This window comes from Polaromonas sp. YR568 (assembly GCF_943371715.1).
In the GTDB taxonomy this organism is placed as follows: Bacteria; Pseudomonadota; Gammaproteobacteria; order Burkholderiales; family Burkholderiaceae_C; genus Polaromonas.
The window spans coordinates 38,973-63,922 of sequence record NZ_CALRVW010000001.1 but is presented as its reverse complement, the minus strand read 5'-3'; the positions used below and the strand labels follow the sequence as shown (position 1 = coordinate 63,922).

Genomic DNA, 24,950 nt, shown 5'->3' with positions numbered 1-24,950 from the left:
GTTGCCACCATCATGCGGTACACGGCAGAAAAAAGGCTGTCAGGCAGCTTTCTTCATCGCCGGTGAGAACATGGTTTCCATCTCGCTCCGCACCTTGTACGCCGGGGTGGAAGTGTCCATGGCCACATCGGCCCAGCTCAGGCTTTGGCCTTTCCTGACGGCGCGCACGACCTTGACGTTGTGCGCCAGGCCCAACGGTAGGCCACCCATCTTTACCGAGGTGTCGGCCGGCAGCAGCTTGCCCCAGACGGTGTAGCCGCCTTCGCCGTCCAGCATGTCGCCGGGCCTCAAGTCGCGTTTGGCGGTGGCCACCACGTCGGCGTTCCAGCAGGTGGCCACACCGGTGGGTTCGCCGCGCAGCGCGACGCTGGCCACCGACACGCCGACTTCCAGGCCGATTAGGTGCCAGCGTTTGTACAGCGTGAAATAACGTCCGCTCGGGTCGGTGTGCGCGTTGTACTCTTCAAAGCAGTTCTTGATGTAGTCGGTCTCGGCTTCGACCGTGACCCACACACCCATGCGGATGTCGTAGGGGATCTTGCGGCCGTTGGCTTCCAGCGAGGAGATCACCTCCACCATGCCTTTGCGCTCGAGTACGCCGCCTTCGGAAATCGGCCGCGTGACAAAGGGAATGTCCTCGACGCTGGCCGGCGGATAGAGCAGGCCGTTGCTCGGCACCGTCAGGCCGGTGGCATTGGCCACGGCGGTGGATTCGATCGAGGGCTTGGAGCCATCGAGGAAGCTGTTGAACATCTTGGGGTTGAGGCCGCCGCGTGTCGCCTGCTCAGGCGTGAGGCCGTAGTTGCCCCAGACGGTGTCGGGTGTCGATTCGGAAAAATGCGGCAACCACTTGTGGCCGCGGCCGGCCGCCACCACAGGGAAACCGCAGGTGCGCGCCCAGTCCACCAGGTCACAGATCAGCGCTGGCTGGTCGCCGAATGCCAGCGAATACACGACGCCGGCTTGCGCCGCCTTGCGCGCCAGCAGCGGTCCGCAGAAGGCGTCGGCTTCCACCGTGACGTTGACCACATGTTTGCCGTGCGCAAACGCCTGCAGGCAATGTTCGACCGCGGCCACCGGGTTGCCGGTGCATTCCACAATGATGTCGATCTGCGGGTGCGTGACCACCGCGTTCCAGTCGTCCGTGATCCAGGTTGCTCCTGTTTTGATAGCTTCCTGCGCAGAAGACGCCTGGGTCAGGGCCGGATTCCATCCTACACGTGCAAGGTTGGTGCGGGCGGCGTCGGGTGACAGGTCGGCAATCGCGACCAGGTGCACGCCCGGCGTTTTGGGGATCTGCGCGAGGTACATGGAGCCGAACTTGCCGGCGCCTATGAGGCCGATGCGGATCGGTTGGTTTTTGGCCGCGCGCTGCTGGAGTTTGGAGTACAGGTTCATTGAAAGTATCCGTTCGGGCTGAGCTTGTCGAAGCCAGTCCATGGGTTGAGAAAGCCCTTCGACAGGCTCAGGGCGAACCGGGACGCGGTTTCAGGCCGCCTTGCGCTCCGGCACGATCTCTTCCATCGAGGTCTGCAGCGCGGTCGCCGGCACGCCGTCTTTCCACGGCAGGTCCACCGGGTAGTCCTTCAGCAGGCAGTCGTCCGGCAGGCATTCGATGGGCGTGAAGTCGCGGTGCGCGATGTATTCGGGGCGCTTGTGGCGGCGGATATGGTTGCTGACCGCGCACAGGCTCAGGTAGACGCTGACCCGGTTGAAGGGCGACAGGTTGCTGCCGGAGGCGTGGACCAGGCAGGAGTGGAACAGGATCATGGAACCGGCCGGGCCCTTGGGACTGACAATGCCGCCCTGTTTGCCGCCGGCGCGCTGCACCAGCTGGCGGATCAGGTCGTTGTCCACCGTCCACAGCGGGTAGCTGGTGGTGGTCAGGTCGTGTTTGGCATCGACCACGCCTTTTTTGTGGCTGCCGGGGATGAACATCAGCGGGCCGTTGTGCTCGGTCACGTCGTCGAGAAAAATCGCCACGTTCATCGCGCGCTCGGTCGGCATCATGTCGTCGTTGAGCCAGGTGCCGTAATCCTGGTGCCACTGCCAGACGTCGCCTTCAAAGGCCATCTTGCCGTTGATCTTGAACTGGTGCATGTAGAGTTTTTCGCCGAGCAGGTCTTCCACCGGCCCGATCATGCGCGGGTGTCGGCCGAGTTTGGCAAAAGGCTCGCTGTACATGTGGGCGGCGAAGTTGGTGCGCACCGCGTCCTTGCCTTTTTCGCGCACGTTGTAGTCCTCGCGCCGGCTGTAGAGCTCGGGCACGGCGTCGTTGAGGGTTTGCGTTTCCTCCGGCGTGAACAGGCCGGGAAAAAACAGGTAGCCGTCGCGGTCGAATTGGGCGAGTTGTTCAGCAGTCAGATTCATGGGTGTCTCCGTGGGTGGTTTTCGGGGCGGTGGTTTTCAGGCGGGCAGGGCGGTGGACGGTGGCGTCGGATGCAGGGCACTGGACAGCAGGCTGGAGAGGTTGTGGCTGGCGTCTTCACCATGCTGGCGGATCAGGTTTTCGGCGGTGGCCTCATCGCCAGCGCCTATGGCCTGGGCGATGGCCTCGTGTTCGTCCCAGATCGATTCGCGCATGGTGGACACCTGCAGCACGGCGCCCATGGCGCGGCGGATGTGGTGCCAGTGCAGTTGCGCGCTCTGGGCGATCAACGGGTTGCCGGAGGCCGCATAGATCGCGCCGTGAAATTCGGCGTCGGCGGCCATCATGGCCTTGACATCGTGGCTGCGTGCGGCGGCGCGTCCCTGGCGGATCAGTGCCGGAGCGATCTGGAAGCGGGCGCGGGCGGCCAGCCGGGCGGCCAGCGCATCGAGCGCGCTGCGCACCTGGTACACCTGCATGAGCCAGCCCACGTCCAGCGGCGCGACCAGCACGCCGCGGCCGGGGGCGTCGAGCACAAAGCCGTCTTTTTTCAGCAGCCGCAAGGCCTGCAGCACCGGCTGGCGCGACACCGCCAGCTGCTCGGCGATGTCCTCCTGCGTGATGCGGGCGCCCGGCGCCAGCGAGCCCTCGCTGATCACGTCGAGCAGGCTTCGGTAGACCTGGTCCACCAGATCCGGGCTGGATTCGATTTTGATGAGTTGGGGTGTCATGGTTTAACTCTGTATACAGAATACGGTGATCAGCGATCCAGCTGAAGCGGGTTTACCCGAAGGCCTGGCGGGTGCGTCCGACTGTGCCAAGATGACGGGCGTTTGAGCACAATCTACCGACTCTTCAGGAGCCCCCATGACCCGACCCGATCCCGCCTGGCTGGACCGCATGTATAACAACCGCGCCCTGGTGCCCGAACACGCAGCGCATTTCGCCCGCTGGGCTCAGACGTCCGCGCAGGCGCGCAGCAGCTTGCCCTGTACGCTGGATCTCGCTTACGGCGCGAGCCCCGGCGAAAAGCTTGACGTGTTTCCGGCAGCAAAACCTCAGGCTGGCGGCGCGCCGGTTCTGGTGTTCATTCATGGGGGTTACTGGCGTTCGCTCGACAAGGGCGAACACTCGTTCGTGGCGCCCGCATTCACCGCAGCCGGAGCTTGCGTGGTCATTCCCAACTACGACCTGTGCCCGGCGGTGACGATTCCCGAGATCACGCTGCAGATGGTGAAGGCCCTGGCCTGGGTTTACCGCAATGCAGAGCGTTTTGGCGGTGACCCGAAGCGCATCACCGTGATTGGCCATTCGGTCGGTGGCCATCTTGCGGCCATGCTGCTGGCCTGCCTGTGGCCTGCTTACGCGAAGGATTTGCCGAAAAACCTCGTCAAAAACGCGCTGTCGATCTCGGGCCTGTACGAACTCGAATCCGTCATGCGCACGCCTTTTCTGAAGGACTCCCTGCAGCTCACACCCGCGCAGGTTGCGCAGGCCAGCCCGGCCTGGCTGCCGCCGCCCCAACAGGGCGTGCTCTACACCGTGGCCGGCGCCGACGAAAGCGAGGAGTTCCTGCGCCACAACGCGCTGATCGAGAAGGCCTGGGGGCCTCGCGTGGTGCCGGTGCGCGAAGCCCTGCTGGGGCTGAACCACTTCAGTGTGCTGGAGGCGCTGGTGGACACGGACCACCGACTGCACCATCTGGCGCTGGAGTTGCTGGCGGCAACGGCCAGGCCCTAAATTTCGACGTCGTATTCCAGTTCCACTTCCGAGGCCGGCAGGCCGCCACGGATGGCCCAGTTCTCGCGCGGGGCTTCCCGCAGCAGCACCTTCAGGTGGTCAGCGGGAATGCCGCACATGCCGAGGTTCTGCACGATGGCCTGGTACAGCGCCCGCTTGGTTTCGCGGGAGCGGCCGACAAAACAGTCCATCGTTACCAGGGTATAGCGGTCGCCCTTGTCGGGCGGCCCGCTGAAGCGGTGCGGCTCATGGACAAAAAGCCGGATGGATGTCGTCCAGTGCGGAACCTTCAGCGTGGCCGTCATCGCGGTCTGTATGGCTGCCATCAAGGCGGCTTCTTCTTCGGGCGAATATTTTCGGCGTATTTCAATGGCTGCGGTGGGCACGGATTTTCGTTTTCAGGATGGAGCGCTGACTGTACTCTCCGCCGCTGCGACAGCTTGTTACATCAGAAGATGCTCGCCGGCGTTGTCGCCGCCCAGGATGACGTAGTTGACCTTGCGGATGTCCATCAAGCGGGTACCTCCCGAATAGCTGATGGCGCTCTGCACGTCTTCTTCCATCTCGCGCAGCGTGTCCTTCAGGCTGCCCTTGACCGGCTCGAGGATGCGTTTGCCCTCGACGTGTTTGTACTCGCCCTTGTTGAAGTCCGAGGCGCTACCGTAGTACTCCTTGAAGAGCCGGCCATCGACCTCCACGGTTTTGCCCGGGCTTTCTTCCAGGCCCGCCAGCATGGAGCCGATCATGACCATGGTCGCGCCGAAACGGATGGACTTGGCGATGTCGCCGTGTTCGCGGATGCCGCCGTCGGCAATGATGGGTTTGGTCGCCACGCGCGCGCACCACTTGAGCGCCGACAGCTGCCAGCCGCCGGTGCCAAAGCCGGTTTTCATCTTGGTGATGCAGACCTTGCCGGGGCCGATGCCGACCTTGGTGGCGTCCGCGCCCCAGTTCTCCAGGTCAATCACCGCTTCGGGCGTGGCCACGTTGCCGGCAATCACAAACGACGCGGGCAGTTTCTCTTTCAGATACGCCACCATGCGCTGCACCGTGTCGGCATGGCCATGGGCGATGTCGATGGTGATGTAGTCGGGCACCAGGCCTTCGGCCACCAGCTGGTCCACCGTGTCGTAATCGGCCTGCTTGACGCCCAGCGAGATCGATGCGTAGAGCCCGCGGGCCGCCATGCTTCGGACAAACGCGAGGTTGTCGAGGTCGAAGCGGTGCATCACGTAGAAATAGCCGTTTTGCGCCATCCACACGCTGATCGATTCGTCGATCACCGTCTTCATGTTGGCCGGCACCACCGGGATGCGGAAGCGCCGGTTGCCCAGCGTGACGCCGGCGTCGCATTCGGAGCGGCTTTCCACGCGGCATTTGCGCGGCAGCAGCAGGATATTGTCGTAGTCGAAGATTTCCATGGATTCCAAGCCTTTAAAAACTGTAGATAACAGAAGGCACTTGGATTGGACCGGCTTGCCCGCAGGGTCTGCGGAAACAAAAAACCGGGCGCAATTGCTTGGGCCCGGTGATTGATTCTAGGCGCTTGTGCGGGGGGCGGGCAGATGCAGCGGCGTATGGCCCCTATACGCGCAGGCAGATGGCGCGTCAGGCGGTGAGGGCCCTGCGAGGGACTTATTTCCCGGTGCAGCGCGATTGCGCCGCCGCCACGATGCGCCCGCTGGCGTCCTGCATCCAGCCGATGACCCGCAACCGGTCGGTGTTCGTGCCCGCCGGGATATCCAGCGGACGCGATTCGATGAAGCGCATCTGCTCCTGTTTTGGTAGCTGGTCGCGCCCATCCCATGGGACATGGAGCAGGTTTCGTACCAGATTGCGCGGAACCGGCGACGCCTCGGTGCCGGCTGGCAGGGCTTCCACCAGCGCCAGCCAGGCGGTCCAGGGCGGGCTGTTGCTCACACCCGCCGACCCCTTGAACGCGATCGAAGCGCCGATGTAGCCGGAAACCGGCAGGCCGTGCGCCACCCGCAACGCGCCTGCGCGGCCTGTTACGGGCGTGCGCAGGGTCAGGCTGGCCGCCGGCGGCGCCGTGCCGAGCGCGGCCAGCCGCTTGAGTCCATCACGCGTGGCCACCGCCGACAGCGGGGCGTCCTCGCCTTGGCCGCCGGGTAGCACCCAGTCCAGCGCCACGGCGCCGCGGGTGGCGGGCGGGGTGGCCGGGTCGGTCCAGCAGGTGGCGCAGTCGGCATTGATGAAACGCTCCACCAGGGCCAGCGGGCGCTTCTGGCCATCGCTGGCGCAGGAAGACTGGGCCAAGGCCGGCTGGGCCAGGCCGGCGGCCAGCAGAAGGGCCGATAACACGGGTACTCGGGCGGCAAGGGGATGGGGCATCGGAGGCTTTCTACAATGGGGAGATGTTCTCAGAAGTCGTCCCAAGCTCCCCACTCTTACAGAATCTTAATCCGGAGCAACTCGCGGCCGTGACGCTGCCCAACACGCATGCGCTGATCCTGGCCGGCGCCGGTTCCGGCAAGACCCGCGTGCTGACCACCCGCATCGCCTGGCTGCTGCAGACCGGGCAGGTGTCGCCCGGCGGCATCCTGGCTGTAACCTTCACCAACAAGGCGGCCAAGGAGATGATGCATCGCCTGTCGGACATGCTGCCGGTCAACGTGCGCGGCATGTGGATAGGCACCTTCCACGGCCTGTGCAACCGCTTCCTGCGTGCGCATTACAAGCTGGCGAATCTGCCGTCCACCTTCCAGATCCTGGACACCCAGGACCAGCTCTCGGCGATCAAGCGCCTGTGCAAGCAGTTCAACATCGACGACGAACGTTTCCCACCCAAGCAACTGATGTGGTTCATCGCCGGCTGCAAGGAAGACGGGCTGCGCGCCAAGGACGTGGTGGTGCGCGACGAGGAGACGCGCAAGAAGGCCGAGATCTACGCGCTGTACGAAGAGCAGTGCCAGCGCGAAGGCGTGGTCGATTTCGGCGAGCTGATGCTGCGCAGCTACGAGCTGCTGCGTGACAACGCGTCGGTGCGCGAGCATTACCAGCGGCGCTTCCGCCACATCCTGATCGACGAGTTCCAGGACACCAACAAGCTGCAGTACGCCTGGATCAAGATGCTGGCCGGCCAGGGCGACGACGCTGCGCCCGGTGGCATGCCGGGCGGGTCGGTGATCGCGGTCGGCGACGACGACCAGAGCATTTACGCCTTTCGCGGCGCACGTGTCGGCAACATGGCCGACTTCGTGCGCGAGTTCCATGTGTTGCACCAGATCAAGCTGGAGCGCAATTACCGCAGTTTCGGCAACATCCTGGACTCGGCCAACGAGCTGATCAGCCACAACAGCAAGCGTCTCGGTAAAAACCTGCGCACCGAAGCCGGCCCCGGCGAGCCGGTGCGCGTCTTCGAGGCCACCTCCGACTTTGCCGAAGCGCAGTGGTTTGTCGACGAGGTGCGCGAGCTGGTGCGCGGCGGCATGGCGCGCAAGGAAATTGCGCTGCTCTACCGCAGCAATGCGCAAAGCCGGGTCATGGAAACCGCGCTGTTCAACAACGGCATTCCCTACCGCGTCTATGGCGGGCTGCGCTTTTTCGAGCGCGCCGAGATCAAACACGCGCTGGCCTATCTGCGCCTGATCGAGAACCCGAACGACGACACCAGCTTCATGCGCGTGGTCAACTTTCCGCCGCGTGGCATCGGCGCGCGCAGCATCGAGCAGCTGCAGGACATCGCGCGCATTTCGGGCTGCTCGCTGCACGACGCGGTCAGCGCCGTGCCCGGCAAGGCCGGCGCCAACCTCGGTGCCTTTGTCGCCAAGCTCGATGTGCTGCGCGAGCAGACCCCGGGCCTGAGCCTGCGCGAGATCATCGAACTGGTGCTGCAGCACAGCGGGCTCGAGGAACACTACAAGCTCGAGAAAGAAGGCCAGGACCGGCTGGAAAATCTGGGCGAACTCGTCAACGCCGCAGAGTCCTTTGTCAGCATGGAAGGTTTCGGCCGCGATGCGGTGGCGCTGCCGGTCGATGAACTCGGCACGCCGCTGTCGCAGTCGCCAGCCAGCCAGGGGCTGGACCCGTCTGCGCCGCTGGCCAACGAGCCCCTGCCGGAACTGCTGGCGCCGAACCAGGAAACCGGCGAGACGCTGTCGCCGCTGGCCGCCTTCCTGACCCATGCCGCGCTCGAATCGGGCGACAACCAGGCCCAGGCCGGCCAGGACGCGGTGCAACTCATGACGGTGCATTCATCCAAGGGCCTGGAGTTCGATTGCGTCTTCATCACCGGCCTGGAAGACGGCGTCTTTCCGCATGAAAACTCGCTCAGCGACGCCGGCGGCATCGAGGAAGAGCGCCGGCTGATGTATGTGGCCATCACACGCGCGCGCCAGCGCCTGTACCTGAGCCACTCGCAGACGCGCATGCTGCACGGCCAGACGCGCTACAACCTGAAAAGCCGCTTTTTCGACGAGTTGCCGGAGGCGGCGCTCAAATGGATCACGCCGAAAAACCAGGGCTTTTCGTCGGCCTACGGGGGCGGCAGCGGTGCCTGGGGTGCTACGAATTCAGGAGCTGGTGGTGCCCGTGGGGATTGGGCCAAGGCCGCTTTTGCTTCAAAGAATTTGGGCGGGGAGCGGTTTCCCAACCCGGCGGTGCCGGTGCAGCGCGAGGCGCCGGCGCACGGGCTGAAAAGCGGCATGAACGTGTTTCACAACAAGTTCGGGGAAGGCAAGGTCATGATGCTCGAAGGCAGCGGCGACGACGCCCGGGCGCAGATCAACTTCACGCGGCATGGCGTGAAGTGGCTGGCCCTGAGCGTTGCCAAGCTGACCCCGGTGGTCTGACCCGGTTCAGCGCAGCAGTTTGCCGTCGCGGCCGATCACGGTCACTTCGACAAACTTCGAGCCGACGCGGTTGTCCGGCGAGAAGCTGACCTTGAAACCGCCGGCGTCGTAGCTGTTCATTTTTTCGAGCTGGCCCATGATTTTGGCGCGGGTCGGGTCGGCGCCGCTGCGGCGAATCGCTTCGACCAGGATCTTGGCCGCGATGAAGGACTCCATGCTGGCGTAAGACACCACCTTGCCGGGCTGGTACTTGGCCATCAGCGTCTGGAACTCGCGCGCCACCGGTGCCAGTGTGGAGTAGGGGTAGGGCATGACCTGGGAGATGCCGATGCCGCGCGCGTTGTCCTCGCCGGCGTTTTTCAGCAGTTCCTTGAAGTTCACCACCGAAATGCTGAACAGCCGGGCCTTGCTGCCCTGGGCGCGCATCTTCTTGATGAAGGCGGCCGAAGCGCGGTTGACCGAGACCATGATGATGGCGTCGGGGTTGGCCGGTGCAATGGCGGCCACGGCGGCATCGACTTCCTCGGGTTTGGTGCGGTCGTAACCACCCTTGGCCACCGCCTGCAGGCCGAGCTTCTGCAGTGCTGTTTCCGCACCGGCCAGTCCGCTTTTGCCGAACGGGTCGTCCTGGTACATCACGGCAAAGCGGCGCAGGCCGATGGTGTGCAGGTGTTCCACCATGCGCGCGGTTTCGTCGGTGTAGCTGGCGCGGATGTGGAAGATGTGCGGGTTCATCGGCTCGCGCAGGTCCTGCGCGCCGGTGTAGGGCGCCAGCAGCGCGATGCCGGCGTCTTCGAGCACCTTGTTCTTGTTCAGCGCCAGCACGTTGCCGGTGCCGACAAAACCGAACAGGGCCAGCGGCTTGTCCTCGGCCAGCAGTTGGCGCGTCAGGGCCAGGGTCTGGTCCGGCTTGTAGCTGTCGTCCTTGAGCGAGACGCGGATCTTGCGGCCGTAGATGCCGCCGTTGTCGTTGACCCAGGCGAAGTAGGCGGCACCGCCGGCCACGTATTCGTTGCCGGTTCCGGCGATGGTGCCGGTCAGCGGCGCCACCTGACCGATCACCAGGTCCTCCCGGCCGGGTGCGGCCTGCGCAGGAAGCAGGGTGGCGGCTAGGCTCAGGGCCAGCGCCAGGACGCGAATTTTCTTGCTCGACATCTGAAGTTCTCCTCGTTGTTGTATTGTTTTCTTTATTCTGCATTGCAGAATTGACAGATTGCAATGCTGAGGGATTGTGCGGCCACCCCATTCGACTCTTGTCATGGAATTCCCTCGGTTCATTGGGGAATTCATGGGAAACAGTCACTCGAGCGACATGAACTGGTACGATTGCAATATTCCGCACTGCAGAACAATATGAAAAAAGTACTCACCTCGGAGCCGACTGTTTCGGCCAGGCATCTCGCCGGCAACGCGAAGGAAGACCGGCATTTCGTGACCGCGCTGGCTCGTGGCCTGGACGTGCTTGGTGCCTTCCGTTCGCGTGACCGCACCCTCGGCAACCAGGAACTGGCGCGCCGCTGCGGCCTGCCCAAGTCCACGATTTCACGCCTGACCTACACGCTGACCAAGCAGGGTTACCTCGAACACGCGCAGGACAGCAGCGGCAATCCGGGCTACCGCCTCGGCAGCGCGGTGCTGGCGCTGGGCAGCGCCATGCTGGCCCGCATGGACATGCGCCAGCTGGCGCGGCCGATGATGCAGGAGCTGGCCGACAGTTCGCAGGCCATGGTCTCGTTGGGCATACGTGACCGCCTGAGCATGATTTATGTCGAGAACTGCCGCAGCGAATCGGCCCTCACGTTGAGCCTGGACGTCGGTTCACGCATACCGCTGGCCAGCACGGCGATGGGGCGTGCCTACCTGGCCGGCTGCAGCGACAGCGAACGCAGTGCGCTGATGGAGCGCATCCGGGCCCAGGACGAAAAAGCCTGGCCGCAGACCCGGGATGCGCTGGAACTGGCCTTGGCGCACTACCGCGAGCACGGCTGTTGCGCCTCGTTTGGCGAGTGGCAGAAAGACGTGAATGCCATCGCCGCGGCTTTCCGTCCGGGAAGCGGGCGTTCGGTGATGGTGGTCAATTGCGGCGGACCCGGTTTCAAGCTCTCGCCGCAATTCCTGATGACCGAAGTACGGCCACAACTGGTGGCGCTGGTGCGCCGGCTGCAAAATGCTTCCGGCGATGCCTGGTGAGGCCGGTGGCCCAGGGATTCGGGCTCAGTAGCCCATCTGGCCGCGGCCGTCCTTGATGCCTTTTCGGCCGGCGATCTGCCAGGCCGTGCGCTGGTTCACCAGGCGGGCCAGAAATTCCAGCTCTTCGTCGGTGTGGTTCAGCGCCTGGGCGGGCGACAGGTAGCGCCCGTTGCGGGGTTCGGCGTCGGCCCAGAACGACTGGTGGTATTGCGCCTGCGACACCTGCTTGTCGCTGCCCGCGCCCAGGTCCACCGTGCCATAACAGTTGCAGAAATAGTTGCGGTTGCCCTGGTCGGCAAAAATCTCGGCATACACGCCGGTGCCACGTATGCCGGCGGTCAGGGTCGGCATGACGATGGCGCGGTTCACACCCTTGCCCCAGACGCTGGCCACCGCGCCGGTCAGCAGGCGCAGCAGGCTGACCGCATGGAGCGTGGTGCCGCGTTCCACCGACAGGCGAGAGTTCTGGCGCACCTGGAAAGCCGAGTTGCCGATGGCAAACACGAGGTTGGCGCCTGGTCCGGTCTGGATCACGTCGCCGGTCTGGATCGTGTGCTCCGGACTCAGGCGGTTGCCGTTGAGGGTGGCGTCGCCGGTGAGTTGCACGATGTTGCTGCGCTGCTGCGCCATTGCGGCCGGCAGGCCCCCCATGGCGACCCAGGCCGCGGCGGCCTTGAGCGCGTCACGCCTCTGGAACCACAGGATTTCCTTTTCTTGCCGGCCTTGCAGCAGGTGCTGTGTCATGGCGTGTCTCCGGGAGTGGGGTTGTTGTCGTTGTTGACGGGGCTGTCGGGCGGGGTGGCATCAAAACTGTCGCGGAAGGTGAAATACAGCGAGCTGGAAAACATCGCGGCCATCAGCAGGGCGGCCGGCATGACCAGCGCGGCCGCCGCCTCGGGGCTGGCCAGCAGGCCGGCCAGCAGGCTCACCGCCAGGCCGATGAGCATCAGCACCACCATCCAGGTCAGGCCGAACAGCGCGTAGGCGCCGGCGTTGCGAAAACACACGACGGCGCTGAAAAACAGGCTCTTGACCGGCGTCACGCCATGCCAGTGCACCAGCGCAGGTGCATGCCAGAACAGGATGGACACCGGCAGGTAAAGCGCCATGATGGTCAGCATCACCCCCTGCATTTCGGGCGCCAGGGCGCTTTCGCGGCTGACCGGCACATCGAAAAACAGCGGCACCACGGACACGATCAGCAGGCAGGCGGCCGCATACAGAAAACCCAGCACCATCATGGCGCGGGCACGCTGCCGGCCGGCGCGGAAGGCGCTGACCAGAATGGCAGGCATCGGAAAACGGCCCTTGGTGGCTTCCAGCGTCGCGGCCATCAGGCCCAGGGTGGCCGCCGGCACGATGGCCAGCGCCAGTACCACACCAACGAACGGAATCAGCGATGCCAGCGTGGCCGCCGCCATGTACATGAAAAACAGGCCGGCCAGCGCCAGCGGCTGCTTGAAGAAGGTTTGTATGCCGAGTTTGACCCATGTGATGCCAGTACGCGCGGGAACGATGTTTAGTTTCATTGCTTGGGTTGCAGGTTGAGGGGGCGGGTCGGTCGAGGTTCAATCGAAGGCGATAAAGGGGCCAAAAGAGCTAAAAGGACGGACGCGATGAACAATGTAACGCCGGCTGCCTCCAGCCCGGGCGCTGCGCAACAACAGGGTCAGGCCGACAGGCTGCACGGATGGGCCACGCGCTGGCGCAGCACCCGTTCAAAATGGCCGGGGTCGTGCGCCTGCAACAGCGCGGCTTCGCGCGGCAGGTAAAAGTCCCACAGCCGCGAGATCCAGAAACGCAGGGCGCCGGCGCGCTCCATGGCCGGCAGCAGGCTGCGTTCCTGGGCGTTCAGGGGGCGCACGGCCTGGTAGGCCGCCAGGAAGGCCGAGGTGCGCGCTGTGTCGCGTTCACCGGTGGCGAGGTCCACACACCAGTCGTTGAGGCTGACGCCGATGTCGAACAGCAGGGCGTCCCAGCCGGCGAAGTAAAAATCAAAAAAGCCGGTCAGGCGCAGGCTGCCGCCTTCGCCGTCGAACATCACGTTGTCGCGAAACAGGTCGGCATGAACCGGACCGCGTGGCAACGCCTGCCAGGCTGAGGAGGCGGCGACATGGTTCTGGTAGGCCAGTTCGGAGCGGATCAGGCTGCCTTGTTCGGGGCTGAGGTAGGGCAGGACCACCGGCACGGTCTCATTCCACCAGGCCAGGCCGCGCAGGTTGCCCTGCTGGCGGTCGAAGTCCTGTCCCGCCAGGTGCATGCGCGCCAGCATGTCGCCCACCGCCGCGCAGTGCGCAGGTGTGGGCGCCAGTTCGCTGCGGCCGCGCAGGCGGTCCACCACCGCGGCGGGTTTGCCCTTGAGTTTGTGCAGGATGTCGCCGGGCCAGCTGCCGGCGCCGGCGGTCAGCGCGGCATGCGGTTCAGGCACCGGAATGCCGCGCTGCGCCAGATGCTGCATCAGGTACAGGTAAAACGGCAACTGCTCGAAACCGAGGCGTTCGAACAGCGTCAGGACGTAACGGCCCTGGTCGGTGTCGGCGAAATAGTTGGTGTTCTCGATGCCGCCCGAGCAGGGGTCCAGGCTCTTCAACTGCCCCAGACCGAGCGAATGCAAAAGGGGAGCGGCCTCGTCAAACGAGACTTCGGTGTAAACGGCCATGCCTGAAACGGAAACTAAGGGGGAAAACTAGAACTTGAGCACGTTCCAGACACGTTTGCCGGTGCTGCCGGCGCCCGAGGTGGACGGTCCGGTGCCGCCGCCCTTGGTGGTGTCGGAAGGCAGGACTTCGTAGGCCGGCACATTGGTTTTGGGCTGCACGGTGATGCTTTGTGTCTCGCCACCCACGCGCACTTCGTCGATGCGCGAACCGGCGTCTTCCGTGCGGATGCGCTGGATGGCCGGCTCGGGCCGGCTGCTGACGGGGTTGGTGCCGGGCGGCAGTGCTTGCGCAGGTGCCGCTGCCGGGGCAGGCGCCGCCGTCTGGGCCAGCACGGGGGCACAGGCCAGGGCAGCCGTGGCGGCGAACAGAAGGGAGCAAAGAGGGTGTTGCATGCCTGCATTGTAGGGGGCCGGCACCCCCGTGGATAGGGCTGGCAAAACGGTGACAATCGGGGCCATGAGCACCGACAAAAAAACACTGCTGCTGGTGGATGGCTCCAGCTATCTCTACCGCGCTTTCCATGCGATGCCCGATCTGCGCGCCGACCCCGGCAACCCGCAAAGCCCCGCCACCGGCGCCATCCGCGGCATGATCAACATGATGCAGAAGCTGCGCAAGGACGTGCGCGCCGACTATGCCGCCTGTGTCTTCGACGCCAAGGGCCCGACCTTTCGTGATGCGCTGTACCCCGAGTACAAGGCCCAGCGCTCGGCCATGCCCGACGACCTGCGCAGCCAGGTCGAACCCATCCACGAAGTCGTGCGCCTGCTCGGCTGGAAGGTGCTGGACGTGCCCGGCGTGGAAGCTGACGACGTGATCGGCACGCTGGCCTGCATGGCGTCGCAGCAGGGCATTGAGGTCATCATCTCCAGCGGCGACAAGGACCTGAGCCAGCTGGTTGATGAAAACATCACCGTCATCGACACCATGAACGACCGCCGGCGCGACCTGGTCGGCGTCGAGTCCGAGTTCGGTGTGCCGCCGCGCCTGATGGTGGACTACCAGACCCTGGTCGGCGATGCGGTGGACAACGTGCCCGGCGTGCCCAAGGTCGGCCCCAAGACGGCGGTGAAATGGCTGCTCGAATACGGCTCGCTCGACGCGCTGGTGGCGCGTGCCGGCGAGATCAAGGGCGTGGTTGGCGACAACCTGCGCAGCTCCCTGGATTGGCTGCCCAGGGGCCGCGAGCTGCTGACCATCAAGAAAGACTGCGAACTGCAGGATTACATCGAAGGTCTTCCTGCGATGGAATCCATAGCTGTCGGCGGGCAGCAGACGGAGGCTTTGAAGGATTTTTACGAAAAATACGGGTTCAAGAGTCTGGTCCGCAGCATAGACGCCCAGAATGCGCCGGCCGAGTTGCCGGCCGGACCCGACACCCATCGCCAGGGCCGCGCCGCGCCCGCGGCCTCGTCCGACGAGCCGGGGCTGTTTGACGAGCCGGCCTTTCTGGCCACGCCGCTGGCCGAACGCGCCACCAACCTGCGTTACGACACCGTGCTGGACTGGGCGATGTTCGAGGCCTGGCTGGCCAAGATCGAAACCGCCGAGCTGGTGGCGCTGGACACCGAAACCACCTCGCTCGACGAAATGCTGGCCCAGATCGTCGGCCTGAGTTTCAGCGTGACGCCCGGCGAGGCCGCCTACATTCCGCTGACGCACGACTACCCCGACGCGCCGGCGCAACTGCCGCGCGACGAGGTGCTGGCGCGACTGAAACCCTGGCTGGAAAACCCGGCCAAGGCCAAGCTCGGCCAGCACGTCAAGTACGACCGCCATGTGTTTGCCAACCACGGCATCGAGGTGCAGGGCTACGCCCACGACACCATGCTGCAGAGTTATGTGCTCGAAGTCCACAAGCCGCACGGCCTGGCCAGCCTGGCCGAGCGCCATGTGGGCCGCAGCGGCATCAACTACGAAGACCTGTGCGGCAAGGGCGCGCACCAGATCAAGTTCAACCAGGTCGACATCGCCAAGGCCGCCGAGTACTCGTGCGAAGACTCGGACCAGACGCTGGACGTGCACCGCGTGCTCTGGCCGCGGCTGCAGGCCGACGACAAGCTGCGTTTCATCTACGAGCTGGAAATGCGCAGCAGCGAAGCCCTGTACCGCATCGAACGCAACGGCGTGCTGATCGACGCGCCGACGCTGGCCAAGCAGAGCGGCGAGCTCGGCACGCGCATCCTGCAGCTCGAAGCCGAGGCCTACGAGATCGCCGGCCAGCCCTTTAACCTGGGCAGCCCCAAGCAGCTCGGCGAGATTTTCTTTGACAAGCTGGGCATGCCGGTCATCAAGAAGACCGCCACCGGCGCGCGCAGCACCGACGAGGAGGTGCTGGAAAAACTCGCCGAGGATTACCCGCTGCCGGCCAAGCTGCTGGAGCACCGCTCGCTCTCCAAGCTCAAGGGCACCTACACCGACAAGCTGGCCCAGCTCGCGCACCCGCGAACCGGGCGGGTGCACACGCATTACGCACAGGCGGTGGCCGTGACTGGCCGCCTGTCGAGCAACGACCCCAACCTGCAGAACATTCCGGTGAAAACCGCCGAGGGCCGGCGCGTGCGCGAGGCCTTTGTGGCGCCGCCCGGTTGCCTGATTGCCAGCGCCGACTACTCGCAGATCGAGCTGCGCATCATGGCCCACCTGAGCGGCGACGAAGCGCTGCTGCGCGCCTTCACCGACGGCCTGGACGTGCACCGCGCAACCGCCGCCGAGGTGTTCGGCGTCGCGCTGGACCAGGTCAGCAGCGAGCAGCGCCGTTACGCCAAGGTCATCAACTTCGGCCTGATCTACGGCATGAGCAGCTTCGGGCTGGCGCGCAACCTGGGCATCGAGACCAAGGCCGCGGCCGCTTACATCGACAAGTATTTTCAGCGTTACCCCGGCGTGAAGAACTACATGGAGCAGACCGTGGTGTTTGCCCAGAAGAACCATTTCGTCGAGACCGTGTTTGGCCGGCGGCTTTACCTGCCCGAGATCAACGGCGGCAATGGCCCGCGCAAAAAAGCGGCGGAGCGGCAGGCCATCAACGCGCCCATGCAGGGCACGGCGGCCGACCTGATCAAGCTCAGCATGGTCAAGGTGCAGGACGTGCTCGATGCCGAAAAACGCGCCACCAAAATGATCATGCAGGTGCACGACGAACTGGTGTTCGAGGTGCCCGAGGCCGAGGTCGAATGGGTGCGCCATGAAATTCCGCGCCTGATGGCCGGGGTGGCGGACCTCAAGGTGCCGCTGCTGGCCGAGATCGGCATCGGTCCGAACTGGGAAAAGGCGCACTGACGTCGCAGGACAGCGGTGGCGGGTAATACTTTTCGGTATTTCCCTGAACCAGCAGGAATTTTTCTGACCATCTAGACTAGCCCGGCTTTCTTTGCCGCCCCTTTCAGCCCCTTCAACCCAGATATTGAGGAAACCGCCATGCTCAACAGCGACCAGAAATCCGAGTTTGACTCCCTGCTCCCCGGCCACAGCACCGAAGCCGGCGCGACCCGCCGCACGGCGCTGAAGGCGGCGCTCGGTGTCGGTTATGCCGCCACCGCCCTGCCCATCATGGCGCAGACCGCGATCAAGACGTCGGCCGAGGGCCTGAAGGCCGGCGAAACCTCGTTTGAAGTCAACGGATTCAAGGTGCCGGCCTATTACGCCGCGCCCGCCGGCAAGACCGGCCTGCCGGTGATCCTGGTGATCCAGGAAATTTTCGGCGTGCATGAATACATCGCCGACACCGTCCGCCGCTTTGCCAAGGCCGGTTACCTGGCGATTGCGCCCGAGCTGTATGCGCGCCAGGGCGACCCCACGCAGTACGGCGAGATGGCCAAGCTGATGGCCGAGGTCGTCTCCAAGGTGCCTGATGCCCAGGTCATGGGCGACCTGGACGGTGCCGTGAAGTGGGCGGGCGCCAACGGCGGCGACACCGCCAAGGTGGGCATCACCGGCTTTTGCTGGGGCGGCCGCATCACCTGGCTGTACAGCGCGCACAACCCCGGCGTCAAGGCCGGCGTGGCCTGGTACGGCCGCCTGGTCGGTGCCAGCACGCCGCTCACGCCGAAACACCCGGTCGATATCGCCCCCATCCTGAACGGCCCGGTACTCGGCCTGTATGGCGGGCAGGACAGCGGCATTCCCCTTGACACGGTTGATAAGATGAAAGCGGCTTTGGCAGTCGGCAGTGCCGCGGCGAAGGCCTCGCAGTTTGTGGTGTACCCTGATGCCCCGCACGCTTTCCATGCCGACTACCGCCCGAGCTTCCGCAAGGAGCCGGCGGAAGACGGCTGGAAACGCGCTCTGGCGTGGTTCAAGGCCAACGGCGTCGCTTAAACTCAAGCCCGCCCGGCATGGAGCCGCCCCACAGCAATGTGCGGCGGCTTTTTTGCGCTTAGTGCGAGTTTTTACAACCTTTTCGGGCTTCAGCCCATATAGATCGGGCGTGAGCAGCTATGACATTGATAGCAATTTTGACCGGCACCCTGGCCGCCGGCATCGGCAGCGTGTGGCTGGCGGCGCTGCTCAGCTTTGGCGTGCTGGCCCGTTACACCAACCACATGCTCAGCCTGGCCGCCGGCGCACTGCTGGCGACCGCCTTCATGCACCTGCTGCCGGAGGCTTTCGAGAGCCAGGCCGGCGCGCAGGAACTGTTTGCCACTTTGCTGGTCGGGCTGGTGTTTTTCTTCCTGCTCGACAAGGCCGAGCTGTATCACCACGGCCATGAGCACCACGACCCGCAGGGCGGGGAAGACGGCCTGGGCCACGTGCTGGCGCCGGTGCGCACCGCCAACTCTGTGCGCGCCGAGCGCGTCCACACCGCCCCCAGCCCGCTGGAGTCCGGCCATGGGCACGACCACCCCCACCACAGCCATCCGGTCAGGTCCGGCAGCTGGGCCGTGCTGACCGGCGACAGCGTGCACGCCTTCGGCGACGGCATCCTGATTGCCTCCGCCTTCGTCGCCGACATGCGCCTGGGCGTGATCACCGCGCTGGCCGTGCTGGCGCATGAAGTGCCGCACCACATGGGCGACCTGGTGGTGCTGCGCCACACCTCCAGCAACCGCAGCGCGGCCCTGATCAAGGTGTCGCTGGCCGGCGCCGTGACGGCCCTGGGCGGCCTGGTCGGTTACGCCCTGGTGGACATGCTGCACGACTGGTTGCCCTTTTTCCTGGTGGTGGCGTCGAGCAGTTTTGTCTATGTGGCGCTGGCCGACCTGATTCCGCAGCTGCAAAAACGGCTGACGGCCCGCGAAACGCTCGCGCAGATTGCCTGGCTGGGTGTGGGCATCGCGCTGGTCACGCTGGTCAGCGGGCTGGCGCATTCCTCGCATTGAGGGGCTGGCGGCCGGTCAGCCGTGTCAGCCGTGTCAGCCGGACACTGACAGGCAGAAGGCATAGCAGCCTATAGGCGCGGCGACCGGGTCCGGCCATCATGGAGACATTCTTTCAGGATACCGCCATGAAACCGCAAACGCCCACAGCTTTCCAACCCCGCCGCATCGCCGTGGCCTCCATCGCCTACCTTACCAGCGTCTGCGCCAGCATGGCGGCGGCTGCGGCCGTGGTGACCGAGACCGTTCCGCTGACGCTGGGAGGGTTCTGAGATGCACGCCGAACCGAATATCCCTCCCGAGGAAGACGAACCGGCGGTGACGCCGGGCGACGACAGCAACGACGACCCCACGCCGCCGCTGCCGGTGGACCCGAGCGGCACGCCGCAGCGCAACCCGGCGGTGGATCAGGCGGCCAATGACACCCGGCTGGCGCTGCCAGCGGAAGAGGACGAGCCCGAGATCGGCAACGAGCGCGACATTCCGTCCGATGGTCGCGACCTGGAAGGCGAGGGCATGATCCGCGATCTCGACAAGCCGGTGGAACCATCTCCCGCCGTCAAACCGGAAAGGGAGTAAGAACTTGTCCGCTCGAAACCCAGCCATGGCGACCGACCCCAACGTGCCGCCGCCCGAACCGGTGCAGCCCATCGCCAGCCCGCCCAATCCGGGCCAGGTGCAGCCCACGCCACAGCCGATGTAACTCGGGTTGCAAGGCGCAGGCGTCCCGGGTCCGCCTTGTTCTGACGTGTCAGTGCAGGGGCGGCGGGGTGGGCGATGCATGCGGCCTGCAACTGCTGGTCCTGACTGAGGACAAACCCGGCTGAATCACTCCTGTTTCTATAGCTGCCTGCGACCGCAGCTCAAGGACTGGCGACTGATTCGGCTATGAGGCGATCAAGCTAGGAAGTTGTGGTGTCGAACACCGCAGCGGGGCGTTCGCCGGCCAGGGCCTGCAACAAGCTGGTGGTGGCCAGCTCGGCCATCGCGTGCCGGGTTTCGAAAGTTGCCGAACCGATGTGCGGCAGGGCCGTGACTTTGGGATGGCGGCGCAGCGGCGAATCCATCGGCAGTGGTTCGGTGGCAAAAACATCCAGCCCGGCAGCGCGCAGCGTGCCGTGGTCCAGCGCCTGCAGCAAGGCTTCCTCCTGCACGGTGGCGCCGCGCCCGCCGTTGACAAAAATCGCGCCGGCTTTCATCAGCGCGAACTCCCGCGCTCCCATCAGGCCGCGTGTGGCGCCGGACAGGGGGAGCATGGCCACCACGATGTCGGCGCGCGCCAGCAACTCATCCAGCGGCGTGTGCACCGCACGGCCGTGCAGCTCGGGCGCCTGCACCGCGAGGTCGACCGGCCGGCGCGCGTGGTAAAGCACCGGCATGCCGAAGCCCAGCGCCGCCCGTCGTGCAATCGCCTGGCCGATGCGGCCAAAGCCGAGCAGGCCCAGCGTCTTGCCATGCACGTCAAATCCGAACAGGTCCTCGCCGATGTTGCGGGTCCAGTGGCCGTCGCGGACCAGGTTCGCCAGTTCGACGATGCGCCGGTTGGTCGCCATCAGCAGGGCGAACACGGTGTCGGCCACCGTCTCGTCGAGCACGCCCGGCGTGTGGCACAGCAGGATGCCGCGTGCCGCCAGGGCGGGCAACGCGTAGTTGTCCACGCCGACGGAGACGCTGGAGATGACCCTCAGCTGCGGCGCGGCGGCGAGCAGGGCGTCGTCCACCGGGTAACTCGCGCCTATCATGCCTTCGGCCGTGGCCAGCGCGGCGCGAAACGCCGGCAACTGGGCGGGGATGCGCGGGTTGGCCACGGTCACGTCGTGCAGCGCCTGCAGGCGCGCCAGCTGGTCCGGGGGCAGTTCGCGAAAGACCAGGATGTGTTTGCGCATGGGGAGAACCTTGTTCAGAGTTGGGCGGCGTTGAGTTCGGCGCGGGTCGGCAGGCCTTCGCTGTCGCCCAGAACCTGCACGGCGCGCGCGCCTATCCAGGCGCCGCGTCGGACCGCCTGCGGCACGCTTTGTCCGTCGAGCAGGCCGCTGATCACACCAACGGCAAAACCGTCGCCGGCGCCGACGGTGTCTACCACCTCGGTCACCGCAAAGCCGGGCACATGGCCGCTACCGCTGTCGCCGTCGAAATACGCGCCCTCGCTGCCGAGTTTGACGACCACGAGCTGGGCGCCGCGCTGGCGGTAAAAGCGGGCAATGCCTTCGGCGCTGGTTTCGCCGGTCAGAAAGCGGCCTTCCTCGAGCCCGGGCAGCACCCAGTGGGCGCGCGCCGCCAGGTCGTTGATGGCGTCGCGCATCACCGCGGGGCTGGCCCAGAGCGTGGGTCGCAGGTTGGGGTCGAAGGACACGCTGCGGCCGGCGGCGCGCATCAGGTCCATGGTGCGGCGCGCGGCGGGCAGGGTGCTGGCCGACACCGCGGCAAACACGCCGGTCGCGTGCAGATGCCGCGCCGACAGCAGCCAGGCCTCGTCGATGTCTTGCACCCCCATGTGGCTGGCGGCCGAGCCCTGGCGGTGGTATTCCACTGGCGGGTCGCTGCCGTCGAGCACGCGGCCCTTGAACTGGAAACCGGTTTTCTGCGTGGGATCGCAGACCACGTGCGAGCAGTCGATGCCTTCGCCCGCCATCGCCTTGATCAGGTAGCGGCCCATCATGTCGGTGCCCAGGCGGCTGGCCCAGCCGACCTTCAGGCCCAGGCGCGCCAGGCCGATCGCCACATTGGTTTCGGCGCCGGCCGTGCGTTTGTGGAAGGCCCCGGCGTCCTCGAGCGGGCCGGGCCGGTCGGCGACCAGCAGCAGCATGGCTTCGCCGAAGGTGACAACGTCGAGCGCGCTGTCCCTTGCGCCCGTGCCGTCAGTGCGCATGCTGGTGCGAACTCAGGATCTGGCCGAGGAAGTTGCGGGTGGTCTCGTGCTGCGGGTTGCTGAAGAACTGCTGCGGCGGCGCCTGCTCGATGATCTTGCCGTCGGCCATGAAGATCACGCGGTCGGCCACGCTGCGGGCAAAGCCCATCTCGTGCGTGACACACAGCATGGTCATGCCTTCGTCGGCCAGGCTGATCATGGTGTCCAGCACCTCCTTGACCATTTCCGGGTCCAGCGCCGAGGTCGGCTCGTCAAACAGCATGATCTTGGGCGTCATGCACAGCGCCCGCGCGATCGCCACACGCTGCTGCTGGCCGCCCGAGAGCTGGCTCGGGTATTTCTGCGCCTGCTCGGGAATGCGCACACGCGTGAGGTATTTCATCGCGATGGCTTCGGCTTCCGGCTTGCTCAGGCCGCGCGAGCGCATCGGCGCCAGCATGCAGTTCTGCAGGATGGTCAGGTGCGGAAACAGGTTGAACTGCTGGAACACCATGCCGACTTCCTGGCGCACCGAATCGACATTCCTGCCGCCGGCGGTGAGGTCGATGCCGTCCACCACGATGCGGCCCTTCTGCACGGTCTCCAGGCGGTTGATGCAGCGGATCAGCGTGGACTTGCCCGAGCCGGACGGCCCGCAGACCACAATGCGTTCCCCGGCCGCCACGCTCAGGTTGATGTCGGTCAGTACCTGGAACTTGCCGAACCATTTGTCCACCGCTTCGATACGGATGATGGGTTCGGCTCCCGCGACCGGGGTCCGGGAAGGCATTGTGTCTGTCATGAAAGCACCGTCCAGGGGTTTATTGCATTTTCGGCAGGTCGGTTTCCAGCCACTTGCGGTACAGCTTGTTGAGTTCGCCGTTGGCTGTGTTGCGGGCAACAAAGTCGTCCACGGTTTTGAGCAGCTCGGCCTGGCCGGGGCGCATGGCGACCGCCATCACCTGCTGGCGCAGCAGGAACTTGTTTTCGTAGGTGTTGGCCGGCGCACGCTTGTCGATCTGCGCGGCGACCGTGGTCGAGCAGCCGATCGCATCGACCTGGCCGGACATCAGCGCCTGCATGGCCGAGGCGTCGTCGTCGAAGCGGCGGATTTCGGTACCTTCAGGCGCGACGGCCGTCAGCGCCACGTCCTGGGTGCTGGCCCGGGCCACGCCGACACGTTTGCCCTTGAGGTCGGCGGCGCTCTTGATGCCGGCCTTCTTGTCGCCGTAGACGACGATGCTGGCGGCGGCATAGGGCTTGGAGAACTGCACCTGCTTGGCGCGCTCGGGCGTGACGGCCAGCGAAGCGACCAGCAGGTCGACCTTGTTGGTCAGCAGGAAGGGAATGCGGTTGGGGCCGGTCACCGGCACCAGGTTGAGCTTGACGCCCAGGTCCTTGGCCATCAGGCGCGCCACATCGGCGTCGTAGCCGTCAGGCTGGTTGGCGCTGTTGGTCGTGCCATAGGGCGGAAAGTCCACCAGCATGCCGACGGTGAGTTCGCCTTTTTTCTTGATGTCGGCCACGCTTTGCGCGCTGGCCGCGGGGGCCCAGGCCGACAGCGTGGCCGCCATGGCGAGGGCGAGGGCGGTGCCGGTGAACACGCGGCGTTGCAGGGATTTGATCATGGGGAAGTCTCCGTTGATTGAGGGGAAGAAACGAAAGCTGCGAAGCGGCTGCCTTGCGGTCAGCGTGAGAGCGCTGCGGCGTGCCGGCGCTCCATCCGTGCGGCCAGCAGCGACAGTGGCCAGCACAGCACGAAATAAATGGCCGCGACCACGCTGAAGACGATGAGCGGCTGGAAGGTGGCGTTGTTGATGATCTGGCCGGCGCGGGTGACTTCGGCGAAACCGATGATGGCGGCCAGCGAGGTGCCCTTGATGATCTGCACCATGTAGCCCACGGTGGGCGCCAGCGCGATCTTGAAGGCCTGCGGCAGGACCACGTCGCGCAGGCGCGCGCTGTAGGACAGGTTCAGCGCATGGGCCGCTTCGGTCTGTCCCGCCGGCACCGCCTGGATGCAGCCGCGCCAGATTTCACCGAGGAAGGCGCTGCTGTTGAGAACCAGTGCGACGCCGGCGGCGAGCCAGGGGTTGATGTCGAACCCGAGCACCGGCGCGCCGAAAAACACCAGGAACAGCTGCAGCAGCAGCGGTGTACCCTGGAAAATCTGGATGAAGCCGCCGGACAGCAGCTGCGCCGTGCGGTTGCCGGAGGTGCGCGCCAGTGCAATCACCAGCCCGCCGATGGCGCCACCGGCAAAGGCGATCAGCGACAGCGCAATCGTCCACTGCGCCGCCTGCAGGATGAACAGGAATTCGGGAAGGCCGAAGGTACGCATCAGCGGCGGTCCGGGTAGTTGAGGCTGGTCCGGTAGATCAGGCGGAACAGCGCGGAAAAGGCCAGCGCCAGCAGCAGGTAGATGCCGGCGACCACGATGTAGATCTCGAAGCTGCGAAATGTCTGCGACTGCAGGTTGGCCGCGACCGAGGTCAGGTCGTCGGCGGAAATCGCCGAGACCACCGCCGAACTTAGCATCAGCAGGATGAACTGGCTGGTCAGCGCCGGGTAGATCGCCTTGAGTGCCGGCTTGAGGATGACAAAACGGAAAATCTCGTGGCGCTTGAGGTTGAGCGCCAGCCCCGCTTCGATCTGGCCCTTGGGGATGGATTCGATGCCGGCGCGGATGATCTCCGTCGCATAGGCCCCGAGGTTGATGACCATGGCCGTCAGCGCCGCGGTGTAGGCCGACCAGCGCAGGCCCAGCACCGGCAGCGCAAAAAAGAAGAAGAACAGCTGCACCAGGAAAGGCGTGTTGCGGATCAGCTCGATGTAGGCATTGATCACAAAACGCAGGGGTCGGGGCCCGGCGGTTTTGCCCCAGGCGCAGGCGATGGCCAGGAGCAGCCCGAACAGCATCGCCAGCAGCGACAGCTCGATGGTGTTCCAGGTGCCCTTGAGCAACAGGGGCCAGGCTGCAAAGACATCACCGAATTGAAATGTGTAGTTCATGGA

25 protein-coding genes are annotated in these 24,950 nt (G+C 65.3%); 8 read left to right on the top strand and 17 right to left on the bottom strand.

Features of this window, described 5'->3' with window-relative positions:
• Positions 1-39 precede the first annotated feature (39 nt).
• The 3 genes from AAG813_RS00305 to AAG813_RS00295 all read right to left on the bottom strand — a co-directional run bounded on the left by AAG813_RS00305 (position 40) and on the right by AAG813_RS00295 (position 3,099).
• Positions 40-1,398, bottom strand: a complete 1,359-nt coding sequence (locus AAG813_RS00305; RefSeq protein WP_341910605.1) for a Gfo/Idh/MocA family oxidoreductase — start codon at positions 1,396-1,398, stop codon at positions 40-42.
• Positions 1,399-1,488: 90 nt separating this feature from the next.
• Entirely contained in the window at positions 1,489-2,370 is an 882-nt protein-coding gene (locus AAG813_RS00300) for a phytanoyl-CoA dioxygenase family protein (RefSeq protein WP_341910603.1), read from the bottom strand.
• A 36-nt stretch (positions 2,371-2,406) separates the two neighbouring features.
• On the bottom strand, positions 2,407-3,099 hold the full coding sequence (locus AAG813_RS00295; protein WP_341910601.1) for a GntR family transcriptional regulator: 693 nt from the start codon (positions 3,097-3,099) through the stop codon (positions 2,407-2,409).
• Between the two features lie 136 nt (positions 3,100-3,235).
• Between AAG813_RS00295 and AAG813_RS00290 the strand changes: the two genes are divergently transcribed.
• On the top strand, positions 3,236-4,108 hold the full coding sequence (locus AAG813_RS00290) for an alpha/beta hydrolase (RefSeq protein ID WP_341910599.1): 873 nt from the start codon (positions 3,236-3,238) through the stop codon (positions 4,106-4,108).
• Here AAG813_RS00290 and AAG813_RS00285 read toward each other — a convergent pair.
• The 3 genes from AAG813_RS00285 to AAG813_RS00275 all read right to left on the bottom strand — a co-directional run bounded on the left by AAG813_RS00285 (position 4,105) and on the right by AAG813_RS00275 (position 6,430).
• The gene (locus AAG813_RS00285) at positions 4,105-4,434 is read right to left on the bottom strand and encodes a tautomerase family protein (RefSeq protein WP_341910597.1); all 330 of its coding nucleotides are present in this window, start codon (positions 4,432-4,434) and stop codon (positions 4,105-4,107) included. The two genes, AAG813_RS00290 and AAG813_RS00285, sit on opposite strands and share 4 nt — an antisense overlap.
• Before the next feature lie 117 nt (positions 4,435-4,551).
• Complete coding sequence (locus tag AAG813_RS00280; RefSeq protein WP_341910595.1) at positions 4,552-5,529, bottom strand: GMP reductase; 978 nt, start codon at positions 5,527-5,529, stop codon at positions 4,552-4,554.
• Positions 5,530-5,743: 214 nt separating this feature from the next.
• The gene (locus AAG813_RS00275; protein ID WP_341910593.1) at positions 5,744-6,430 is read right to left on the bottom strand and encodes a hypothetical protein; all 687 of its coding nucleotides are present in this window, start codon (positions 6,428-6,430) and stop codon (positions 5,744-5,746) included.
• 53 nt (positions 6,431-6,483) lie between these two features.
• On the opposite strand from AAG813_RS00275, the gene AAG813_RS00270 reads away from it, so the two are divergent.
• Positions 6,484-8,919, top strand: a complete 2,436-nt coding sequence (locus AAG813_RS00270; RefSeq protein ID WP_341910591.1) for a UvrD-helicase domain-containing protein — start codon at positions 6,484-6,486, stop codon at positions 8,917-8,919.
• Positions 8,920-8,925: 6 nt separating this feature from the next.
• Here the strand turns inward: AAG813_RS00270 and AAG813_RS00265 are convergent, their stop codons facing one another.
• Positions 8,926-10,074 carry an ABC transporter substrate-binding protein gene (locus AAG813_RS00265; RefSeq protein WP_341910589.1) on the bottom strand — a complete coding sequence of 383 codons (1,149 nt, stop codon included), beginning with the start codon at positions 10,072-10,074 and terminating at the stop codon, positions 8,926-8,928.
• Positions 10,075-10,272: 198 nt separating this feature from the next.
• Between AAG813_RS00265 and AAG813_RS00260 the strand changes: the two genes are divergently transcribed.
• Positions 10,273-11,109 carry an IclR family transcriptional regulator gene (locus AAG813_RS00260; protein WP_341910586.1) on the top strand — a complete coding sequence of 279 codons (837 nt, stop codon included), beginning with the start codon at positions 10,273-10,275 and terminating at the stop codon, positions 11,107-11,109.
• 24 nt (positions 11,110-11,133) lie between these two features.
• On the opposite strand, the gene AAG813_RS00255 is transcribed toward AAG813_RS00260, so the two are convergent.
• The 4 genes from AAG813_RS00255 to AAG813_RS00240 form a co-directional block, all read right to left on the bottom strand.
• A complete protein-coding gene (locus tag AAG813_RS00255; protein WP_341910584.1) occupies positions 11,134-11,853 on the bottom strand; it encodes an iron dicitrate transport regulator FecR in 720 nt (239 codons plus the stop codon).
• Complete coding sequence (locus AAG813_RS00250; protein WP_341910583.1) at positions 11,850-12,638, bottom strand: BPSS1780 family membrane protein; 789 nt, start codon at positions 12,636-12,638, stop codon at positions 11,850-11,852. Before AAG813_RS00250 ends, AAG813_RS00255 begins: the two co-directional genes overlap by 4 nt.
• Before the next feature lie 140 nt (positions 12,639-12,778).
• Positions 12,779-13,768 (bottom strand): homoserine kinase, encoded by a 990-nt coding sequence (locus AAG813_RS00245; RefSeq protein WP_341910581.1) that lies wholly within the window; start codon positions 13,766-13,768, stop codon positions 12,779-12,781.
• A gap of 27 nt (positions 13,769-13,795) precedes the next feature.
• Positions 13,796-14,161 (bottom strand): hypothetical protein, encoded by a 366-nt coding sequence (locus tag AAG813_RS00240; protein ID WP_341910579.1) that lies wholly within the window; start codon positions 14,159-14,161, stop codon positions 13,796-13,798.
• A gap of 64 nt (positions 14,162-14,225) precedes the next feature.
• Here AAG813_RS00240 and polA point away from each other — a divergent pair, with 64 nt between their 5' ends.
• From polA to AAG813_RS00215, 5 genes are all read left to right on the top strand, one after another.
• Entirely contained in the window at positions 14,226-17,051 is a 2,826-nt protein-coding gene (gene polA, locus AAG813_RS00235; protein ID WP_341910577.1) for a DNA polymerase I, read from the top strand.
• Positions 17,052-17,189: 138 nt separating this feature from the next.
• Entirely contained in the window at positions 17,190-18,089 is a 900-nt protein-coding gene (locus AAG813_RS00230) for a dienelactone hydrolase family protein (RefSeq protein ID WP_341910575.1), read from the top strand.
• A 119-nt stretch (positions 18,090-18,208) separates the two neighbouring features.
• Positions 18,209-19,090: a ZIP family metal transporter gene (locus AAG813_RS00225; protein WP_341910573.1), complete on the top strand. Its 882-nt coding sequence runs from the start codon at positions 18,209-18,211 to the stop codon at positions 19,088-19,090.
• Between the two features lie 125 nt (positions 19,091-19,215).
• Entirely contained in the window at positions 19,216-19,359 is a 144-nt protein-coding gene (locus AAG813_RS00220; protein WP_341910571.1) for a hypothetical protein, read from the top strand.
• Position 19,360: 1 nt separating this feature from the next.
• Positions 19,361-19,666, top strand: a complete 306-nt coding sequence (locus AAG813_RS00215; RefSeq protein WP_341910569.1) for a hypothetical protein — start codon at positions 19,361-19,363, stop codon at positions 19,664-19,666.
• 323 nt (positions 19,667-19,989) lie between these two features.
• Here the strand turns inward: AAG813_RS00215 and AAG813_RS00210 are convergent, their stop codons facing one another.
• The 6 genes from AAG813_RS00210 to AAG813_RS00185 are packed head-to-tail and all read right to left on the bottom strand — an operon-like array spanning position 19,990 to position 24,947.
• Entirely contained in the window at positions 19,990-20,973 is a 984-nt protein-coding gene (locus AAG813_RS00210; protein WP_341910567.1) for a D-glycerate dehydrogenase, read from the bottom strand.
• 14 nt (positions 20,974-20,987) lie between these two features.
• Positions 20,988-21,956, bottom strand: coding sequence for a sugar kinase (locus tag AAG813_RS00205; protein ID WP_341910566.1), 969 nt, complete (start codon positions 21,954-21,956; stop codon positions 20,988-20,990).
• The gene (locus AAG813_RS00200) at positions 21,946-22,737 is read right to left on the bottom strand and encodes an amino acid ABC transporter ATP-binding protein (protein ID WP_341910564.1); all 792 of its coding nucleotides are present in this window, start codon (positions 22,735-22,737) and stop codon (positions 21,946-21,948) included. The genes AAG813_RS00205 and AAG813_RS00200 overlap by 11 nt, the downstream gene beginning before the upstream one ends.
• Positions 22,738-22,756: 19 nt before the next feature.
• Positions 22,757-23,563, bottom strand: coding sequence for a transporter substrate-binding domain-containing protein (locus tag AAG813_RS00195; protein ID WP_341910562.1), 807 nt, complete (start codon positions 23,561-23,563; stop codon positions 22,757-22,759).
• A gap of 59 nt (positions 23,564-23,622) precedes the next feature.
• The gene (locus tag AAG813_RS00190) at positions 23,623-24,276 is read right to left on the bottom strand and encodes an amino acid ABC transporter permease (RefSeq protein WP_341910560.1); all 654 of its coding nucleotides are present in this window, start codon (positions 24,274-24,276) and stop codon (positions 23,623-23,625) included.
• Positions 24,276-24,947 carry an amino acid ABC transporter permease gene (locus tag AAG813_RS00185; protein WP_341910557.1) on the bottom strand — a complete coding sequence of 224 codons (672 nt, stop codon included), beginning with the start codon at positions 24,945-24,947 and terminating at the stop codon, positions 24,276-24,278. Before AAG813_RS00185 ends, AAG813_RS00190 begins: the two co-directional genes overlap by 1 nt.
• Between the last annotated feature and the right edge of the window lie 3 nt (positions 24,948-24,950).

What these genes read in the sequence shown, in the direction of transcription:
- AAG813_RS00305 (WP_341910605.1), bottom strand. Translation starts at nt 1,398, where the DNA reads ATGAACCTGTACTCCAAACTCCAGCAGCGCGCGGCCAAAAACCAACCG.
- AAG813_RS00300 (WP_341910603.1), bottom strand. Translation starts at nt 2,370, where the DNA reads ATGAATCTGACTGCTGAACAACTCGCCCAATTCGACCGCGACGGCTAC.
- AAG813_RS00295 (WP_341910601.1), bottom strand. Translation starts at nt 3,099, where the DNA reads ATGACACCCCAACTCATCAAAATCGAATCCAGCCCGGATCTGGTGGAC.
- AAG813_RS00290 (WP_341910599.1), top strand. Translation starts at nt 3,236, where the DNA reads ATGACCCGACCCGATCCCGCCTGGCTGGACCGCATGTATAACAACCGC.
- AAG813_RS00285 (WP_341910597.1), bottom strand. Translation starts at nt 4,434, where the DNA reads ATGGCAGCCATACAGACCGCGATGACGGCCACGCTGAAGGTTCCGCAC.
- AAG813_RS00280 (WP_341910595.1), bottom strand. Translation starts at nt 5,529, where the DNA reads ATGGAAATCTTCGACTACGACAATATCCTGCTGCTGCCGCGCAAATGC.
- AAG813_RS00270 (WP_341910591.1), top strand. Translation starts at nt 6,484, where the DNA reads ATGTTCTCAGAAGTCGTCCCAAGCTCCCCACTCTTACAGAATCTTAAT.
- AAG813_RS00265 (WP_341910589.1), bottom strand. Translation starts at nt 10,074, where the DNA reads ATGTCGAGCAAGAAAATTCGCGTCCTGGCGCTGGCCCTGAGCCTAGCC.
- AAG813_RS00260 (WP_341910586.1), top strand. Translation starts at nt 10,273, where the DNA reads ATGAAAAAAGTACTCACCTCGGAGCCGACTGTTTCGGCCAGGCATCTC.
- AAG813_RS00255 (WP_341910584.1), bottom strand. Translation starts at nt 11,853, where the DNA reads ATGACACAGCACCTGCTGCAAGGCCGGCAAGAAAAGGAAATCCTGTGG.
- AAG813_RS00250 (WP_341910583.1), bottom strand. Translation starts at nt 12,638, where the DNA reads ATGAAACTAAACATCGTTCCCGCGCGTACTGGCATCACATGGGTCAAA.
- AAG813_RS00245 (WP_341910581.1), bottom strand. Translation starts at nt 13,768, where the DNA reads ATGGCCGTTTACACCGAAGTCTCGTTTGACGAGGCCGCTCCCCTTTTG.
- AAG813_RS00240 (WP_341910579.1), bottom strand. Translation starts at nt 14,161, where the DNA reads ATGCAACACCCTCTTTGCTCCCTTCTGTTCGCCGCCACGGCTGCCCTG.
- polA (WP_341910577.1), top strand. Translation starts at nt 14,226, where the DNA reads ATGAGCACCGACAAAAAAACACTGCTGCTGGTGGATGGCTCCAGCTAT.
- AAG813_RS00230 (WP_341910575.1), top strand. Translation starts at nt 17,190, where the DNA reads ATGCTCAACAGCGACCAGAAATCCGAGTTTGACTCCCTGCTCCCCGGC.
- AAG813_RS00225 (WP_341910573.1), top strand. Translation starts at nt 18,209, where the DNA reads ATGACATTGATAGCAATTTTGACCGGCACCCTGGCCGCCGGCATCGGC.
- AAG813_RS00220 (WP_341910571.1), top strand. Translation starts at nt 19,216, where the DNA reads ATGAAACCGCAAACGCCCACAGCTTTCCAACCCCGCCGCATCGCCGTG.
- AAG813_RS00215 (WP_341910569.1), top strand. Translation starts at nt 19,361, where the DNA reads ATGCACGCCGAACCGAATATCCCTCCCGAGGAAGACGAACCGGCGGTG.
- AAG813_RS00210 (WP_341910567.1), bottom strand. Translation starts at nt 20,973, where the DNA reads ATGCGCAAACACATCCTGGTCTTTCGCGAACTGCCCCCGGACCAGCTG.
- AAG813_RS00205 (WP_341910566.1), bottom strand. Translation starts at nt 21,956, where the DNA reads ATGCGCACTGACGGCACGGGCGCAAGGGACAGCGCGCTCGACGTTGTC.
- AAG813_RS00200 (WP_341910564.1), bottom strand. Translation starts at nt 22,737, where the DNA reads ATGACAGACACAATGCCTTCCCGGACCCCGGTCGCGGGAGCCGAACCC.
- AAG813_RS00195 (WP_341910562.1), bottom strand. Translation starts at nt 23,563, where the DNA reads ATGATCAAATCCCTGCAACGCCGCGTGTTCACCGGCACCGCCCTCGCC.
- AAG813_RS00190 (WP_341910560.1), bottom strand. Translation starts at nt 24,276, where the DNA reads ATGCGTACCTTCGGCCTTCCCGAATTCCTGTTCATCCTGCAGGCGGCG.
- AAG813_RS00185 (WP_341910557.1), bottom strand. Translation starts at nt 24,947, where the DNA reads ATGAACTACACATTTCAATTCGGTGATGTCTTTGCAGCCTGGCCCCTG.